This is a genomic window from Nocardioides sp. T5 (genome assembly GCF_048161455.1).
In the GTDB taxonomy this organism is placed as follows: Bacteria; Actinomycetota; Actinomycetes; order Propionibacteriales; family Nocardioidaceae; genus Nocardioides.
On the sequence record NZ_CP182415.1, the window covers coordinates 4,263,444 to 4,278,737 of the forward strand.

General features: G+C 72.1%; 12 protein-coding genes. 5 read left to right on the forward strand and 7 right to left on the reverse strand.

Features of this window, described 5'->3' with window-relative positions:
- Positions 1-143 precede the first annotated feature (143 nt).
- The 5 genes from ACNKF0_RS20860 to ACNKF0_RS20880 all read right to left on the reverse strand — a co-directional run bounded on the left by ACNKF0_RS20860 (position 144) and on the right by ACNKF0_RS20880 (position 9,282).
- The gene (locus ACNKF0_RS20860) at positions 144-4,553 is read right to left on the reverse strand and encodes a SpaA isopeptide-forming pilin-related protein (RefSeq protein ID WP_416954698.1); all 4,410 of its coding nucleotides are present in this window, start codon (positions 4,551-4,553) and stop codon (positions 144-146) included.
- 337 nt (positions 4,554-4,890) lie between these two features.
- Complete coding sequence (locus ACNKF0_RS20865; protein ID WP_416954699.1) at positions 4,891-6,330, reverse strand: hypothetical protein; 1,440 nt, start codon at positions 6,328-6,330, stop codon at positions 4,891-4,893.
- A 276-nt stretch (positions 6,331-6,606) separates the two neighbouring features.
- Positions 6,607-7,596, reverse strand: a complete 990-nt coding sequence (locus ACNKF0_RS20870; protein WP_416954700.1) for a glutathione S-transferase family protein — start codon at positions 7,594-7,596, stop codon at positions 6,607-6,609.
- Positions 7,597-7,611: 15 nt separating this feature from the next.
- Positions 7,612-8,682, reverse strand: a complete 1,071-nt coding sequence (hisC, locus tag ACNKF0_RS20875; RefSeq protein ID WP_416954701.1) for a histidinol-phosphate transaminase — start codon at positions 8,680-8,682, stop codon at positions 7,612-7,614.
- Positions 8,683-8,691: 9 nt separating this feature from the next.
- Positions 8,692-9,282, reverse strand: a complete 591-nt coding sequence (locus tag ACNKF0_RS20880; RefSeq protein WP_416954702.1) for a VanZ family protein — start codon at positions 9,280-9,282, stop codon at positions 8,692-8,694.
- Between the two features lie 145 nt (positions 9,283-9,427).
- Here ACNKF0_RS20880 and ACNKF0_RS20885 point away from each other — a divergent pair, with 145 nt between their 5' ends.
- The 5 genes from ACNKF0_RS20885 to ACNKF0_RS20905 all read left to right on the forward strand — a co-directional run bounded on the left by ACNKF0_RS20885 (position 9,428) and on the right by ACNKF0_RS20905 (position 13,372).
- Positions 9,428-9,814, forward strand: a complete 387-nt coding sequence (locus tag ACNKF0_RS20885) for a phage holin family protein (protein WP_416954703.1) — start codon at positions 9,428-9,430, stop codon at positions 9,812-9,814.
- A 17-nt stretch (positions 9,815-9,831) separates the two neighbouring features.
- On the forward strand, positions 9,832-10,332 hold the full coding sequence (locus tag ACNKF0_RS20890) for a low molecular weight protein-tyrosine-phosphatase (protein WP_416954704.1): 501 nt from the start codon (positions 9,832-9,834) through the stop codon (positions 10,330-10,332).
- Complete coding sequence (locus ACNKF0_RS20895; protein ID WP_416954705.1) at positions 10,332-11,195, forward strand: fructosamine kinase family protein; 864 nt, start codon at positions 10,332-10,334, stop codon at positions 11,193-11,195. The genes ACNKF0_RS20890 and ACNKF0_RS20895 overlap by 1 nt, the downstream gene beginning before the upstream one ends.
- Before the next feature lie 93 nt (positions 11,196-11,288).
- Positions 11,289-11,984 (forward strand): response regulator transcription factor, encoded by a 696-nt coding sequence (locus tag ACNKF0_RS20900; protein WP_416954706.1) that lies wholly within the window; start codon positions 11,289-11,291, stop codon positions 11,982-11,984.
- Positions 11,981-13,372 carry a sensor histidine kinase gene (locus ACNKF0_RS20905; RefSeq protein WP_416954707.1) on the forward strand — a complete coding sequence of 464 codons (1,392 nt, stop codon included), beginning with the start codon at positions 11,981-11,983 and terminating at the stop codon, positions 13,370-13,372. The genes ACNKF0_RS20900 and ACNKF0_RS20905 overlap by 4 nt, the downstream gene beginning before the upstream one ends.
- Before the next feature lie 51 nt (positions 13,373-13,423).
- Here ACNKF0_RS20905 and ACNKF0_RS20910 read toward each other — a convergent pair whose 3' ends face one another.
- Positions 13,424-14,728, reverse strand: coding sequence for an anthranilate synthase component I family protein (locus tag ACNKF0_RS20910; RefSeq protein ID WP_416954708.1), 1,305 nt, complete (start codon positions 14,726-14,728; stop codon positions 13,424-13,426).
- Complete coding sequence (locus ACNKF0_RS20915; RefSeq protein ID WP_416954709.1) at positions 14,725-15,285, reverse strand: anthranilate synthase component II; 561 nt, start codon at positions 15,283-15,285, stop codon at positions 14,725-14,727. The genes ACNKF0_RS20910 and ACNKF0_RS20915 overlap by 4 nt, the downstream gene beginning before the upstream one ends.
- Between the last annotated feature and the right edge of the window lie 9 nt (positions 15,286-15,294).

Consider the following 15,294-nt stretch of genomic DNA (forward strand, 5'->3'; position numbering starts at 1 on the left):
ACCCACCCAGCACCAATCTCACGCGGGGCAGGACGCAGATGGGCCGGCGCCGGCAGGCCTGTGGGGGACCTGTCGACGCCGGCCCGCCTCCATGGGGGCTGGAGGCTGGGGCAGCTGTCGCTACCCGGTGATGAAGGCGATCCTCACCGGCTCGTGGCACGCAGGCCGGTGTCGGGCAGGACCTCGGGGGCCGCGCACAACCCCGGGATGCGGAGCCTGTCGAGACGGGTGGAGCCGACCTTCAACGTGACCTTCGCGCGCGGCTTGCCCAACGTCTCGAACTTCTTCTTGGCGAGGGACTTCACCGCGATCTTGTGGACCTTCTTGCCGACCCGCAGCGTGTAGACCACCCGCTCCCCGGAGCGGTTGGCCAGCCTGGCGCGGACGGTCCCCTGGCAGGTCGCCCGTACCGACCCGACGGCCTTGCCGAAGGCCTGCTCGGGCAGGACCTCGGGCGGCACGACCGGCGGCACCACGGGCGGCACGACCGGCGGCGGGACGACCGGGGTGCAGACCAGCACCGCGGCGCTCGCCGTCGGGTCGGTGCCCACCGGCTGGTCGACCGTCGCCGTGTTGGTCCAGCTGCGGCAGGCGCCGGGAGCGCCCCCGGCCAGGGTCAGGGAGTAGCTGTAGCTGCGCACCAGCCCGGCCTCCCAAGTCAGCGCCGGGTCGAGGACGACGCGCTGGCCGGCGACGGTCTTGTCGTCGACCACCTGCACCGTCTTGTTGGTCTCCGAGCGGACCGTGAAGGTGACCGGCTCCGTGGCCGCGGTGACCGACGCCGAGGTCGCCTCACCCGCCGGGTCCCACGTCGCGGTCACGCTCAGCGTCCCGGACCCGGCCGGGGCCGAGGCGAAGGTGCAGGAGACCGGGAGCGTCGTCGAGCTGTCCTCGGCGACCACGACGTCGTCGCCACCGGTGACGGTGCAGACCGCACCCCCGCCGAGGTCCGTCGCTGCCGTGACGTCCGCGACGACGTCGCCGCCGGCGTACTGGTTGGGGTTGGTGACCGTCACCTCGCCCTGCAGCCGCCAGCCGGACTCCGTCCGCGCACCGGCTCGCGCCGTCACCGTGTAGGTGAAGGTCGCGTTGCCGCTGGCGTCGGCCGTGCGCTGGGTCGCGTCGGCGACCTTGGCGATCGACCACGCGTGGTCGCGGGCCAGGTCGGCCGTGGCCGTGGGCGCCAGCTGCAGCGGCCGCTCGACGCAGACCTCGACCGTCGCGTCGTCGGAGTCGACGTCCTTCGAGTCCGCCGCCACCACCGTCGCGGTGTTGTCGTACGCCGTGCACTCGCCGGGGACGCCGTCGAAGTCCTTCGTGTAGGTGAAGGTCTTCGGGCCGTCGGACGCCCTGACCACCGCGCCGCCGGCCACCTCGCCCAGCTGGACCTGGGTGTCGGTCACGGTCGCCGTCGCGTCGGTCACCGTCGGCTTCGCGTCGGCGAAGTCGAACCCGGCCTGGCCGGACGCGGTGCCGCTCGTGCCGACGTACGACGACTTGTCCCACGTCGCGGTCGCGGTGTTGGTGCCCGTCGTGGCCGCGGTCGCGTCCGGCAGGGCGCAGGAGTAGTCGAACGTCGACGTCCCGTTCGCGATCGACAGGGGGCCCGCAGGCTTGTCGATCGTGCACTGCCCGCCCGGCAGCGAGTCGGCCAGCTGCACCCCGGAGATCGTCTTCTGGTTCGGGTTGGTCACCGTGATCTTGCCGGTCACCACGAACTGTCCGTCACCGCTGATCGACGGCGTCACCACCACGTCGTACTCGAAGAACGCCTTCGCGCCCTCCTCGACCGTCTGCGAGTCCTGGTCCACCGACTTCTCGACCGTCCAGTCGTAATCGCGGGCGAACTGCGGCTTCGCGGTCTTCGTCACGACCAGGTCGTCAAGCTCCACGCACACCTCGACGGTCTCGCTGTCGGAGTCGGTGTCCTTCGAGTCGGTCGCCAGCACCTTCGCGGTGTTGTCGTACGTCGTGCACGCACCCGGCACACCGTCGAAGGCCTTCGTGTAGGTGAAGGTCCGCGGCCCGTCGGCGGCCTTCACCACGACGCCGTCGGGAGACGTGCCGTCGAGGTCGACCTGGGTGTCGGTCACCGTGGCGGTCGCGTCGGTCACCGTCGGCTTCGCGTCGGCGAAGTCGAACCCGGCCTGGCCCGATGCGGTGCCGCTCGTGCCGTAGTGAGCAGCCTTGTCCCACGTCGCGGTCGCGGTGTTGGTGCCCGTGGTGCTGGCGATCGCGTCCGGTAGCACGCACGAGTAGTCGTAGGTCGACGTCCCGTTCGCGATCGACAGGGGGCCCGCAGGCTTGTCGATCGTGCACTGGCCACCGGGCAGCGAGTCGGTGAGCTGCACCCCGGAGATCGTCTTCTGGTTCGGGTTGGTCACCGTGATCTTGCCGGTCACCACGAACTGTCCGTCACGGCTGATCGACGGCGTCACCACCACGTCGTACTCGAAGGACGCCTTCGCGCCCTCCTCGACCGTCTGCGAGTTCTGGTCCACCGACTTCTCGATCGTCCAGTCGTAGTCGCGGGCGAACTGCGGCTTCGCGGTCTTCGTCACGACCAGGTCGTCAAGCTCCACGCACACCTCGACCGTCTGCTCCGAGGTGTCGAAGTCGTCGGTGTCGCTCTCGTCGACCCGCGCCAGGTTGTCGTAGTCGCGGCACGCCCCGGCGGGGCCGCCGACGGCCGGGCTGGAGTAGGTGGCGACGACGACCCGGTGGTCGGGGGCGTTCCACACGTCGGACCACAGATAGCTCGCGGCGCCGATCGGTGTCGCCGGGCCACCGTCGAAGGCATCGGTCACCGAGGCACGCTCGTCGATCTTCGGCTGCACCGTGATGTCGTACGACGCGGTCGCGCTGGCGGAGCCCGGGTGGGCGCCGGCCTGCGGATAGGTTCCCTGGTCCCAGCTGACGGTCGCGGTCGTCTCGCCGCCGACGAGGGCGCCCGCACCGGGCTCGCACGCATAGTCGTACGACGTGGCGCCGGCGCCGACGTCGACCTGGACCCCCGCGGTGCCCGGGTCGACGTCGACGTCATCGTTGGTCGGAAGGAAGCGGCACGGCAGGTCGCCGTCGATGCTGATGGTGGCCCGCATCGTCGGGTGCGTGGCGGCCGGGTTGGGGTTGGTCACCTGGACCGAGCCGGCCACCTGCTTGTCCGTGGGCTCCCCCTGGGGCAGCGCCTCGAGCTCGACCTCGTAGTCGAACGTGGCGGTCTGGCCCTCGTCGACCGTCTTCGACGTCGCACCGACGACGGTCTTGTGCACCCGCCAGTCGTACTCGAGGCCGTATGACCCCGAGGCCTGGTTGGTCACGGCGAGCGGCTCGAAGAGGAGCTTGTTGGTGAACTCGACCTTCGCCACGCTCGTGCCCGAGCTGCCGACGACGACGTCGGTGTGGACGGTGGTGTCAGGCGCGTAGCCGGCGGGGGTCGCGATCTCCTTGACCGTGTAGGTGCCCGGCTTGGCGGGGTCGATGGTCACGGTGCCGTCGGCGACGGTGTCGATGCCGGGGGCGGCACCGTCCTTGACGACGAGCGTGTCGGCCGCGGTGCCCGTGACGCCCGGGATCGGGTTCTTGGTGACCTCGAAGGTCGCTCCGGGGACGAGCCGGTCGAACTGGTCGCGCTTCTCGATGACCAGCTTGCCGCAGGTCGGGGGCACGGAGATGCCGATGCCGCCGACGAAGTCGAGCAGCGACGAGGACTCGGAGTCGCCGGCGAACGAGCGGACGTTCATCACGCCGTAGGCGCCGCGGCAGTCGCCGATCTTGTCGAAGGAGCTGAGGTTGACCGCAGCCTCGGCGAAGAGCTTGCCCTCACCGGTCGCGCCGTCGAAGCCGGCGCCGGCGGTCGAGGTGGGGCACCATGCGGACGGGGTCGCGTAGCCGGGAACCGTGAAGCATCCCGAGGCGAAGGTCCCGCTCGCGGACTGGGTCCACTTGTAGGCGGCGGTGAGGGCGAAGTTCCCGTTCCCGTCCTGCTCGAAGCGGAGCAGGAGGTCGTTGACGCTGCGGTCCGGCCGGAACTGGACGGAGTCACCGGCCTCCCGGGGGAGGTTGGCCTTCTGGTTGAGCTCGGCCATGAAGGTCATCGTCCCGCTCTGGGCGATGCGCCTGAACCCGAGGAACGCCCAGGTCGAGGACCCGGTGACGAAGTGCGAGTAGACGTCGGAGATGTCGCCCTGGTCGGTGCTGGTCCCGGTGCCCTCACTCCAGTCGCTCGGGTTCTGGAACTCCTTCGAGCCACCGGTGAAGTTGCTGTCGTCGTCGGTCTTGACGGGGTCGGGCGTCGGCGCCGGGATCCCGGGGCTCGTCCAGTCGATCCCACCGCCCTCGACGGAGGTGTTGCCGTCGATCTCGAACCCGGCGGTGACGCCCGCCCCCGCGGACGTCGTCGTCGCGGCCTGCACCGCGACCGTCGGGACGAGCAGGAGGAGCGCGAGCAGCCTCCTCAGTCGGCCGAGGCCGAGGTGTCGTTCGGCGGCGTGGGCCCCCCTGGCCCGCCGTCCTCGTCGTGCTGTCGTGATCGTCGTTCGAACGCGTTGCATTGCCCGCCCCCTGGCGCGAGTAGTCCCCACTGAACCCTTCGGTGACCGACGCCCCCCAGCGCTGTCGACCGTGTCGCCGTACGCCCCCGAGTGGCACGGCACGCATGTGTCGAGCAGCAGACTGGCCCGCGGTCAGCGCGACGGGAATCCACCGCGAGGAGGCAGGGGACTACCTGCGGAGGTGCTTGACCGAATGTTGGCGAATCGGCCCGGATAACGCCCGAGCGGACCAGACCACGTACCCAACCTGGGAGAGGGGCCGACAGTCCGGGAACGACGAACCGGCGCCGACGAGACCCGCGGGACCCGTCGACGCCGGCTCGGCGTCGTACGTCGATCAGCTGCTCGTGGCGCGCACCCCCGTGTCCGGGAGGACCTCCGGCGCCGCGCACCGGCCCGGGATGCGGGCCTGGTCGAGACGTGTGGAGCCCACCTTCAACGTCACCTTCGCCCGCGCCGGGCCCCGGGTGACGAACTTCCGCCTGTCCTCGGCCTTCACTGCGATGCGGTGCACCTTCGTACCGACGCGGAGCGTGTAGACGACCCGATCACCGGAGCGGTTCGCGAGCCGTGCACGCACGGTGCCCTGGCAGCTGACCCGGACCTTGCCGACGGCCTTGCCGAACGCCTGCTCGGGCAGGACCTCCGGCGAGGGCACCACGGGGGGCACCACGGGGGGCGCCACGGGCGGCGGCGTCACCACGGGCGGGACCACCGGCGGGACCACGGGCGGGACCACCGGCGGCGTGCACGCCGTGACCGTCGCGGTGTCGCTCGGGTCGGTGCCGACGGGCTGGTCGACGGTCGCGGTGTTGGTGTGCGTCGCACAGGCACCGGCCGCACCGCCGGCAACCGCCAGCGAGTAGGTGTAGGTCTTCACGAGGCCCGCGGTCCAGGTGAGCGCCGGGTCGAGGACGATCCGCTGGCCCGGGACGGTCTTGTCGTCCACGACCGCGACGGTCTTGTTCGTCTCCGAGGCGACCGCGAACGTCAGGGGCGCCGTGGCGGTCGCGGCGGCGGTGGTCGGCGGACCCGCCGGGTCCCACGTCACGGTCGCGGTGACGGTTCCGCTGCCGGTGGGCGCGGACGAGAAGGAGCACGCGTAGTCCAGCGTCGTCGTACCTCCTGCGGGGACCACGGCGTCGTCGCCACCGGTCACCGCGCAGGACGACCCGCCGCCCAGGTTCGTCGCGACCGCGACGTCCGCGGTGACGGCGTACGTGTTGGGGTTCGTCGCGGCGACCGTGCCGGACGCGGCCCAGCCGGACTCGGTGGGCGTGCCACCCGTGACCGTGACCGTGTAGGTGAAGGTGGCCTTGCCGCTCGCGTCGACGGTGCGCGTGGTCGCGTCGACGTCCTTCTCGATCGTCCACGGGTAGGTCTTCGCCTTGGTGCCGGCGGCCTTCACCTTCGCGACCAGCGGTTTCTCCTCGGGCGCCTTGACCAGGACGACCGAGTAGTGGCTGATGTCCTTGCCGGAGGTGTGCGTGATCGTGATCGTCCCGGCTGGAGGGTCGACGGCGTGGACCTCGATCGTCGGTCCGGCCTTCACGCACCAGCTGCTGACCAGGTAGCCGTCGGGCGCGGTGTAGGTGACGGTCTTCGTGGTGTCGTCGGGTGGTTCGATGTGCTGCCCCGGGCACACCTCCGCTCCGGCAGCGGGTGTGGCGGCCTGTGCCCCCAGCACCGCGATGGTGGGGAGCAGCAGGAGCAGGGCCGTCAGGCCCCGCCACCCCCTGCTCCGCGCGCGCGAGATCCCGGTCGTCCGTGTGTGCATGTTCCTGCCCCCTGCGAGTTGCCCCGTGTCTCCCTGCGGCAGGCCCGGACGGGTCGCTGCACGCCGGACGCCGATCCCCCCGGACGGCGCTCCGGCGACCACCATCTCCGGCCGTTACCGCACGGCAGAAGGGGCGCACGCAAGAAGCGGTCAACCTGCGGGAGGTCTGGACGAACTCTCGGACGATTCACCCGGGTACGGCGGGTGTCGCGCCCGCGCGGACCAGACCACGTACCCGGGTTGGGAGAGGTCAGGGTCCTACGACGGGGTGGGGGGTCAGCCGCGCCCGTGCGGGGTGCGCCAGCCCGACTCGTCGGGGCCGGCCGGGACGATCTGGGTGGGGTTGATGTCGGTGTGGACGACGTAGTAGTGCTGCTTGATCTGCTCGAAGTCGACCTCGTCGGCGAAGCCGGGGGTCTGGAAGAGGTCGCGGGCGTAGCCCCAGAGGTTCGGCATCTCGGTCAGCTTGTTGCGGTTGCACTTGAAGTGCCCGTGGTAGACGGCGTCGAAACGGACCAGCGTGGTGAAGAGCCGTACGTCGGCCTCGGTGATCGCCGCACCCATCAGGTAGCGACGGTCGGCCAGGCGCTCCTCGAGCCAGTCGAGCGCGGTGAACAGGCGGTCGTACGCGTCCTCGTAGGCTTCCTGCGAGCCGGCGAAGCCGCAGCGGTAGACGCCGTTGTTGACCTCGGTGAAGACCCGCTTCATCACCGACTCCATCTCCTCGCGGACGTCCGCGGGCCAGAGGTCGGGGGCGTCGGGGCGCTGGTGCTCGCGCCACTCGAACGACAGGTCGTGGGTGATCTGCGGGAAGTCGTTGGTCACGACCTTGCCCGACTCGACCTCCACGATCGCCGGCACCGTGATGCCGCGCGGGTAGTCGGGCTCGCGGGCGAAGTAGGCCTCCTGCAGGCGCTCGATCCCGAGCACCGGGTCGCGGCCGCCCTCGTCGAGGTCGAAGGTCCAGCTGCGGGCGTCGTGCGTGGGGCCCGGGGCGCCCCAGGAGATGACGTCCTCGAGGCCGAGGAGCGTGCGGACGATGATCGAGCGGTGCGCCCACGGGCACGCACGCGCGGCGACGAGCCGGTAGCGGCCGGGCTCGACCTGCCAGACGGGCACCTCGCGCGGGCTGTCCTTCGACCCGCTGGGGAACTGCTCGTCCAGCGGGTCCGCGGAGCGCTCCCCTGCCAGCACCCGGTCGGGGAGGTAGGACATGTCGCGCTCGAAGGGCTCGCCCTTCTTCGTGTACGTCGCGGTGTCGTTCATTCTTCAACCATAGCCTCAGGGAGCGAAGCGGGCGGCCACCTCGACGACACGGTCGAAGGCCTCGGCCTCGCCGATGCTGACGCGTACGCCGTCGCCGGCGAACGGGCGCACCGAGATCCCCACCTCACCGCAGGCCGCGGCGAAGTCGAGGGCGCGCTCGCCCAGCGGGAACCAGACGAAGTTGCCCTGTGCGTCCGGGAGGTCCCAGCCCACCTCGCGCAGCCGGGCGACCAGGTCGGCGCGGCGGGCGACGAGGTCCTCGACGCGCACGAAGAGCTCGGCCTGCGCCTCGAGCGAGGCGATCGCCGCCGCCTGCGCGACGTGGCTGACACCGAAGGGCAGCGACACCGCGCGCAGGGCGGCCGCGATCGGTGCGGGAGCGACGGCGTACCCGACCCGGAAGCCGGCGAGGCCGTAGGCCTTGGAGAAGGTGCGCGTGAGCACGACGTTGTCGTGGCTGCGGTAGGTGGCGATGCCGTCGATGGCATCGTCCATCCGCACGAACTCGAGGTAGGCCTCGTCCACCACGACCACCACGTGGGAGGGGACCTTCGCGAGGAAGGCGTCGAGCTCGGCCTGGGTGACGGCCGGTCCGGTCGGGTTGTTGGGCGTGCAGACGATGACGACCTTGGTGCGGTCGGTGACCGCCGCAGCCATCGCGTCGAGGTCGTGGCGCCCGTCGGCCGTGACCGGCACCTGCACGCTGCGCGCCCCGCCGGCGGTGACCGCGATGGGGTAGGCCTCGAAGGAGCGCCAGGCGTAGACGACCTCGTCGTCCGGGTCGCAGAAGGCGTTGACGAGCTGGTAGATCAGCGCGACCGACCCGGTCGCCGCGGCGAGGTCCTCGGCCGGCACGCCCATCGTCTCGGCGAGCGCGGAGTAGAGGGCGGCGCTGCCCATGTCGGGGTAGCGGTTCATCTCCGCCGCCGCCTCGCGGGCCGCCTCGAGCACGCCCGGCAGCGGCGGGTAGGGGTTCTCGTTGGAGGAGAGCTTGTAGGACGTCAGCCCGGGTCGGGCGACGGGCGGCTTGCCGGCGACGTACGCAGGGATGGCGAGCACGTTGGGCCGGGGCTGGGGAGAGCTCATGTCCGCACCCTAGTGAGCGAGCGACGTCTCCTGCGCCGGTGGGCGCGGCGGCCGCCGGTCCCGCCACGGCCTCACCACCGGGAGCAGCACCAGCCCGATGGCGCAGCCGATGCCCGCGCCGAGGACGTTGTCGACCAGGTCGGTGACGTCGCACGCCCGGTCGAGGCGGGCGAGCTGGAGCTGCGTGAGCTCGATGGCGAGGCTGTACGCCGCCAGCGCGGCGAGGCCGACGGGTGCGAGCACCAGGCCCGCCCACCACCGTCCGACCGCCAGCACGAGGAACACGCCGGCCGGCACGAAGAGCAGCACGTTGAGGGTGCGCTGGTCGAGGCCGAGGACCTCGAACGCCGCCCCGGACGGGCCGCCGTAGTCCCACGAGCAGGCCTCGCTGCGGGTCTCGGCCGGGACCACGCCGACGTCCGCCCGGGTGGGCACCAGGGTCACCAGCGCGATCGCGACGAGCGACCACAGCAGGCCGGCCACCGAGACCGCCGAGGCGGTGCCCCACCAGCGACGCAGGACCACCGCGAGGAGCGCGGCGACGACACCGGCGGCGAGGGCGCCGAGCACCATGACGCCCGTGCCTCCGATCGTGACCATCCGGGGAGGGTAGTCGTCGTCCCCGCACTCCGTTGGTCGAGGAGGGACGAAGTCCCGTCACGAGACCGCCCAGCCCGAGACCGGGTCTCGTGACGGGCGCCAGAGCGCCCTCCTCGACCAACGTGGTGGTCGCTAGGGTCGTCGTATGCGCTTCCTGATGTGGCTGCTCACCTACGCCGCGGGCCTGTCGGTCGCGGCCTGGCTGCTGAACGGCATCTGGTTCGAGGGGGCCAAGAACGGGCAGGCCGAGCTGCAGGACAAGATCGTGCCGCTGCTTGTGGTGGCACTGATCCTCGGCCTGGTGTCGACGTTCATCGAACCCGTGGTCAAGCTGATCTCGCTGCCGTTCATCATCCTGACGCTCGGCTTCCTGCTGCTGGTGATCAACGCCGGGATGCTGCTGTTCACCGCCTGGCTGGCCGACCTCTTCGACCTCGGCTTCCACGTCGACGGCTTCTGGAGCGCGCTGGTCGGCTCGATCATCATCACCGTCGTCGGGTGGGGCGTCCGCGTCGCCCTGCCGGGCGACTGACGGCGGGACCGGTGCGGGTGCCCGCCCTTCCCCCCGCTCGCGAGCCCGGGCGCTACCGGATCGCGCTCGTGTGCCTCGGCAACATCTGCCGCTCCCCCACGGCGCACGTCGTCCTCGAGAGCCGGCTCGCCGACGCCGGCCTCGCCGACCGCGTCGAGGTGGCCTCGTCCGGGACGGGCGGCTGGCACGTCGGCAACCCGATGGACCCGCGCGCCGCGGCCACCCTCACCACGGCGGGCTACGACCCGAGCCGGCACCGCGCCCGGCAGTACGACGCGACCTGGCCCGAGGCGTACGACCTCGTGCTTGTGATGGACGAGGCCAACCTCGCCGACGTGGGCGGGCGCACGGACCGCGTGGGCATGTTCCGCGACCTCGATCCGGTGGATCCGGGTGGCGCCGTCCCGGACCCGTACTACGGTGGGGACGACGGGTTCGAGGAGGTGCTGGCGATGGTCGAGCGCACGAGCGATGCGATCGTGGCGGCCCTGCCGAGCGCTCTCGAGAGGCCGGGCTGATGGCTCGCCAGCCCCTCATCGCCCGGCGTGCCGAGGAGCTCCTCGGCACGGCCGTGGTGGCGACCTCCCCGGTGGCGGGCGGTGACATCGCCACGGCGACGCGGCTGCGCCTGTCCAGCGGGCAGACCGCGCTGATGAAGACGCTGCCCCACGCGCCGGACGGCTTCTTCGAGGCCGAGGCCGCAGGGCTGCGGTGGCTCGCCGAGGTCGAGGGCGGGGTGCCCGTGCCCGAGGTGCTCGCCGCCGCCAGCGACTGCGTGGTCCTGGCCTGGGTCGAGCAGAGCGCCAAGACGCCGGTCGAGGCCGCCGTGTCCTTCGGCCAGCAGCTGGCCACCACGCACGCCGCCGGCGCCGACGGCTGGGGGCTCGACCACGACGGCTTCATCGGACGGCTGCCGCTGCCCAACAAGACGGCCGACTCGTGGCCGGAGTTCTACGCCGTGCGCCGGGTGCTGCCCTACCTCAAGCTGGCCCGCGACCGCGGGGCGATCTCCGGGACCGACGCCGCCTCCGTCGAGGCCGTCGTCGGCCGGTTCACGAGCCTGCTGCCCGACGAGGCGCCCGCCCGGCTCCACGGCGACCTGTGGAACGGCAACTGCCTCTGGGGCCAGGACCTCGCCATCCACGTCATCGACCCGGCCGCCCACGGCGGCCACCGCGAGCTCGACCTCGCGATGCTGCACCTGTTCGGGCTGACGCACCTGCCGCGGGTGATGGCGGCCTACGACGAGGCGCAGCCGCTCGCCGAGGGCTGGGAGGACAGGCTCGGCATCCACCAGCTGTTCCCGCTGCTCGTGCACGCGTGCATGTTCGGCGGTGGCTACGGCGCCCGCGCCGGGGCGGTCGCGGCCCGCTACGCCTGATCCCGGGTCGAGTGCGCTCGCGGTAGCAGTCGCTGCGGGGCCGCGCACTCGACTTCTCAGCACCGCCTCAGGAGCCGGTGGCATCCTTGGCCCGTGACTGAGTCCCGGCCCCGCGTGCTGGTCGTCGACGACGACCGCGCCGTGCGCGACTCGCTGCGTCGGTCGCTGGAGTTCAACGGCTACGAGGTCGTGCTGGCCGCCGACGGCGCCGAGGGCCTGGTCGCGGTCGGGGCGCAGCACCCCGACGTCGTGGTGGTCGACGTGATGATGCCGCGGCTCGACGGGATCGAGACGACGCGTGCGCTCCGGGCGGCGGGCAACGACGTACCCATCCTGGTGCTGACCGCGCGCGACGCGGTCGGCGACCGGGTCGAGGGCCTCGACGCCGGCGCCGACGACTACCTCACCAAGCCGTTCGCGCTCGAGGAGCTGCTGGCCCGGCTGCGGGCGCTGCTGCGCCGCGTCGTGCCCGACGGGGACGGCGAGAGCGAGGTGCTCACCTTCTCCGACCTCACCATGGACGTCGCCAGCCGCGACGTCTCGCGCAGTGGGCGGCCGATCGAGCTGACCCGCACCGAGTTCACCCTGCTCGAGATGTTCCTGCGCCGGCCGCGCCGCGTGCTCGACCGCTCGTTCATCCTCGAGGAGGTCTGGGGCTACGACTTCCCGACGAGCGCCAACTCGCTCGAGGTCTACGTCGGCTACCTGCGCCGCAAGACCGAGGCGGAGGGCGAGCCACGGCTGATCCAGACCGTGCGCGGCGTGGGCTACGTGCTGAAGGAATCATGAGCACCGCCTGGCCCGACGGGCGCTGGCACTACCGCCGGTCCCTGGCGTCGCGCGTCGCGGTGCTCACCACGATCGCGCTCGGGCTCTCGATCGCCGTGATGGCTTTCACCGCCTTCGTGGTGATGCGCCAGCAGCTGATGAGCTCGCTCGACCAGTCCCTGCTCAACCGCGCGCACAAGGCCACCGCCGACACCACGCTGTCGCGGATCACCGCCCGTGGAGCCCCGCCGTGGGTGCTCGGCGCGGCCGACGTCCGGATCATCTTCATCAGCGCCGACGGCCGCGGCATGTCGGGCTCCGACATCCCGGCCTTCACCCTCGGGCAGCCGGAGTACGACGTCGTCGTCGGCCGGCGCGAGTCGGCCGTGCGCACGCTGGTGACCAAGGAGGGCGAACGCTTCCGCGTCGCGACCGTGCAGGCCGGCAGCGGCGAGGCGCTGATCCTCGCCCAGCCGCTCGCCCCCAACGACCGGACGCTCGAGAAGCTCGGCGGGGTGCTGTTCGTCTTCGGCGCGCTCGGCGTCCTGGCGGCGCTGCTCGTCGGCTGGTTGGTGGCACGCAACGGCCTGCGACCGCTGCGCCGGCTGACCACCTCGGTCGAGCGGATCGCGATGACCGAGGACCTGCGACCACTGCGCGTCGAGGGTGACGACGAGGTCGCCCGGCTCGCCACCGCCTTCAACCAGATGCTGCTCGCCCTCGGCGCCTCCCGCGACCGGCAGCGGCGGCTGGTCGCCGACGCCAGCCACGAGCTGCGCACCCCGCTCACCTCGCTGCGCACCAACCTCGACCTGCTCCGCCAGGCGGAGGGCAACACGGCACTGCCGGCTGAGGCCCGGCTCGAGCTGCTCGACGACGTACGCGGCCAGATCGAGGAGCTCAGCGCGCTCGTCGGCGACCTGGTCGAGCTCGCGCGCGACGAGCCGACGACCCGGGTGGTGGCCGAGGTCGACCTCGCCGAGGTCGTCGAGCGGGCGGTGACGCGCGTACGCCGCCGCGCGCACGGCGTGTCCTTCGACGTCGACCTGGACCCGTGGCCGGTCGTGGGCGACGCCAACGGCCTCGAGCGGGCCGTCACCAACCTGCTCGACAACGCGGCCAAGTGGAGCCCTCCCGAGGGCACCGTCACCGTGCGCCTCGTCGACGGCGTGCTGACCGTCGACGACCAGGGCGAGGGCGTCGCGGAGGCCGACCGCCCGCACGTGTTCGAGCGCTTCTACCGGGCTGAGGAGTCGCGCGCGATGCCCGGCTCCGGGCTCGGCCTGGCCATCGTGCGCCAGGTGATCGACCGCCACGGCGGCCAGCTCCAGGTCACCGACGCCCCCGGCGGCGGGGCCCGGTTCGCGCTCTGGCTGCCGGGCGTCGCGAGCGCTGTAACGCCGGGTTAGTGCAACCACCCACCCAGATGCATCAGGGTCGGTACAACCAGTAACCCGGCGTTACAGGAGCTGGTCGAAGACGCGGAGCAGGCGCTCGGCCTTCCACTCCGACTCCGCCCACTCCTCGGCGACGTCGGACTTCACGGTGATGCCGCCGCCCGTGCCGAGGGTCCAGGTGCCAGTGCCGTCGGTCGTCAGGGAGCGGATGACGACGCCGAGGTCGGCGGGCCCGTCGCCGCTGATCCACCCGAACGCGCCGGCGTACGCCCCGCGCGGGGTCAGCTCGACCTCCTCGATCACCTCCATGGTGCGCAGCTTGGGCGCCCCGGTCATCGAGCCGGCCGGGAAGAGGGCGCGCAGCGCGGCGACCGTGGAGACGTCGTCGCGCAGCCGCCCGCGCACGGTGGACACCAGCTGGTGCACCGACTCGTAGGTCTCGACCTGCATCAGCGCCGGCACCTCGACCGACCCGACCTCGCACACCAGCGACAGGTCGTTGCGGAGCAGGTCGACGATCATCAGGTTCTCCGCGCGGGTCTTGGGGTCGCGCGCGAGCCGCTCGCGGTGGTGCTCGTCCTCCTCCGCGCTCGCCCCGCGCGGGGTGGTGCCCTTGATCGGCTTGGTCTCGAGGTGGCGGTCGGCGGTGACGACGGCGTACCGCTCCGGCGAGCTCGACAGCAGCCACGCGCGGGCGCCCTCGACGTCGTGCTGGAGGAAGCCGCTGTACGGCGCGGGGTTGAGGTCGCGCAGCCGGAGGTAGGCCGTGACCGGGTCGAGGTCGGAGGGGCGGGTGAGGCGGTGGGTGAGGTTGACCTCGTAGGAGTTGCCGGCGTGCAGGTGCTCCTGGACGGTCGCGAACGCGTCGGCGTACGAGCTTGGTGGGGAAGTCTGACGCTTCGAGGCCGTTGCAACCCCCTCCAGGTGACGGACTCCCCGCTCGAGCGGGGAGTCCCCGGAGGGCCCCACCGGGGACTCCCCGGAACGCCCGACCTCGTGCTCGAAGACCCGCACCTCCCGCGGACGCATCCAGACGGCGTCGGGGAGGGTCGGGTCGGGGGCCGCGGGCAGGTCGGTGCGCGCGGCGTAGCCGAGGTAGCCGAACCACTGCTCCCCCGCCGCGACCCGGTCCTCGAGGACGGCGAAGACGTCGTCGCCGACGACGGTGGAGACGCCGGCCGCGTGCAGGGTGACCTCGCGGCGCGCGGCCGACCACGACAGGGACACGTCGTCCTCGTCGAGCCAGCCGATGATCGAGCGGCGGCCCGACCACTCGCGCGCGCCCCCGCCGTCGAGCCAGAAGCACCGGTGGTGCTGCGCCGCGACGGACCGGAAGAACTCGACGGGGTCGCTCGGCGGCTCGCTCACGAGAGGAAGTTCCTCACCAGGTCCTCGCCGTGCTCGGACAGGATCGACTCGGGGTGGAACTGCACGCCCTCGAGCGGCAGCGAGGCGTGGCGCACGCCCATCACGACCCCGTCCTCGCTCCACGCGGTCGCGACGACGTCGTCGGACAGCGAGACCGCCCCGAGCGAGTGGTAGCGCACCGCGGCGAACCCCTGCGGCAGCCCTGCGAAGACGCCCTCACCGTCGTGCCGGACCGCCGCGACCTCGCCGTGCACCGGTGGCAGGCGCCGCACCGTGCCGCCGTACGCCGTCACCAGTCCCTGCATGCCCAGGCAGACGCCGAGCACGGGGCGGGTGCCGGCCCGCAGGACCTCCGGGCCCACCGCGAAGTCCGTCGGCGACGCGGGGTGGCCGGGACCGGGCGACAGGACGACGTGCGAGTGCCGCAGCACGTCGTCGGGCTCGACCTCGTCGTGCTGCACCACGCGCGGCAGGACGCCGGTCACCCGGGCCAACAGGTGCACCAGGTTCCACGTGTAGGAGTCGTGGTGGTCGACCACGATCACGTCCGGGTGCACGCAGCGACA

What these genes read in the sequence shown, in the direction of transcription:
- ACNKF0_RS20860 (WP_416954698.1), bottom strand. Translation starts at nt 4,553, where the DNA reads ATGCAACGCGTTCGAACGACGATCACGACAGCACGACGAGGACGGCGG.
- ACNKF0_RS20865 (WP_416954699.1), bottom strand. Translation starts at nt 6,330, where the DNA reads ATGCACACACGGACGACCGGGATCTCGCGCGCGCGGAGCAGGGGGTGG.
- ACNKF0_RS20870 (WP_416954700.1), bottom strand. Translation starts at nt 7,596, where the DNA reads ATGAACGACACCGCGACGTACACGAAGAAGGGCGAGCCCTTCGAGCGC.
- hisC (WP_416954701.1), bottom strand. Translation starts at nt 8,682, where the DNA reads ATGAGCTCTCCCCAGCCCCGGCCCAACGTGCTCGCCATCCCTGCGTAC.
- ACNKF0_RS20880 (WP_416954702.1), bottom strand. Translation starts at nt 9,282, where the DNA reads ATGGTCACGATCGGAGGCACGGGCGTCATGGTGCTCGGCGCCCTCGCC.
- ACNKF0_RS20885 (WP_416954703.1), top strand. Translation starts at nt 9,428, where the DNA reads ATGCGCTTCCTGATGTGGCTGCTCACCTACGCCGCGGGCCTGTCGGTC.
- ACNKF0_RS20895 (WP_416954705.1), top strand. Translation starts at nt 10,332, where the DNA reads ATGGCTCGCCAGCCCCTCATCGCCCGGCGTGCCGAGGAGCTCCTCGGC.
- ACNKF0_RS20905 (WP_416954707.1), top strand. Translation starts at nt 11,981, where the DNA reads ATGAGCACCGCCTGGCCCGACGGGCGCTGGCACTACCGCCGGTCCCTG.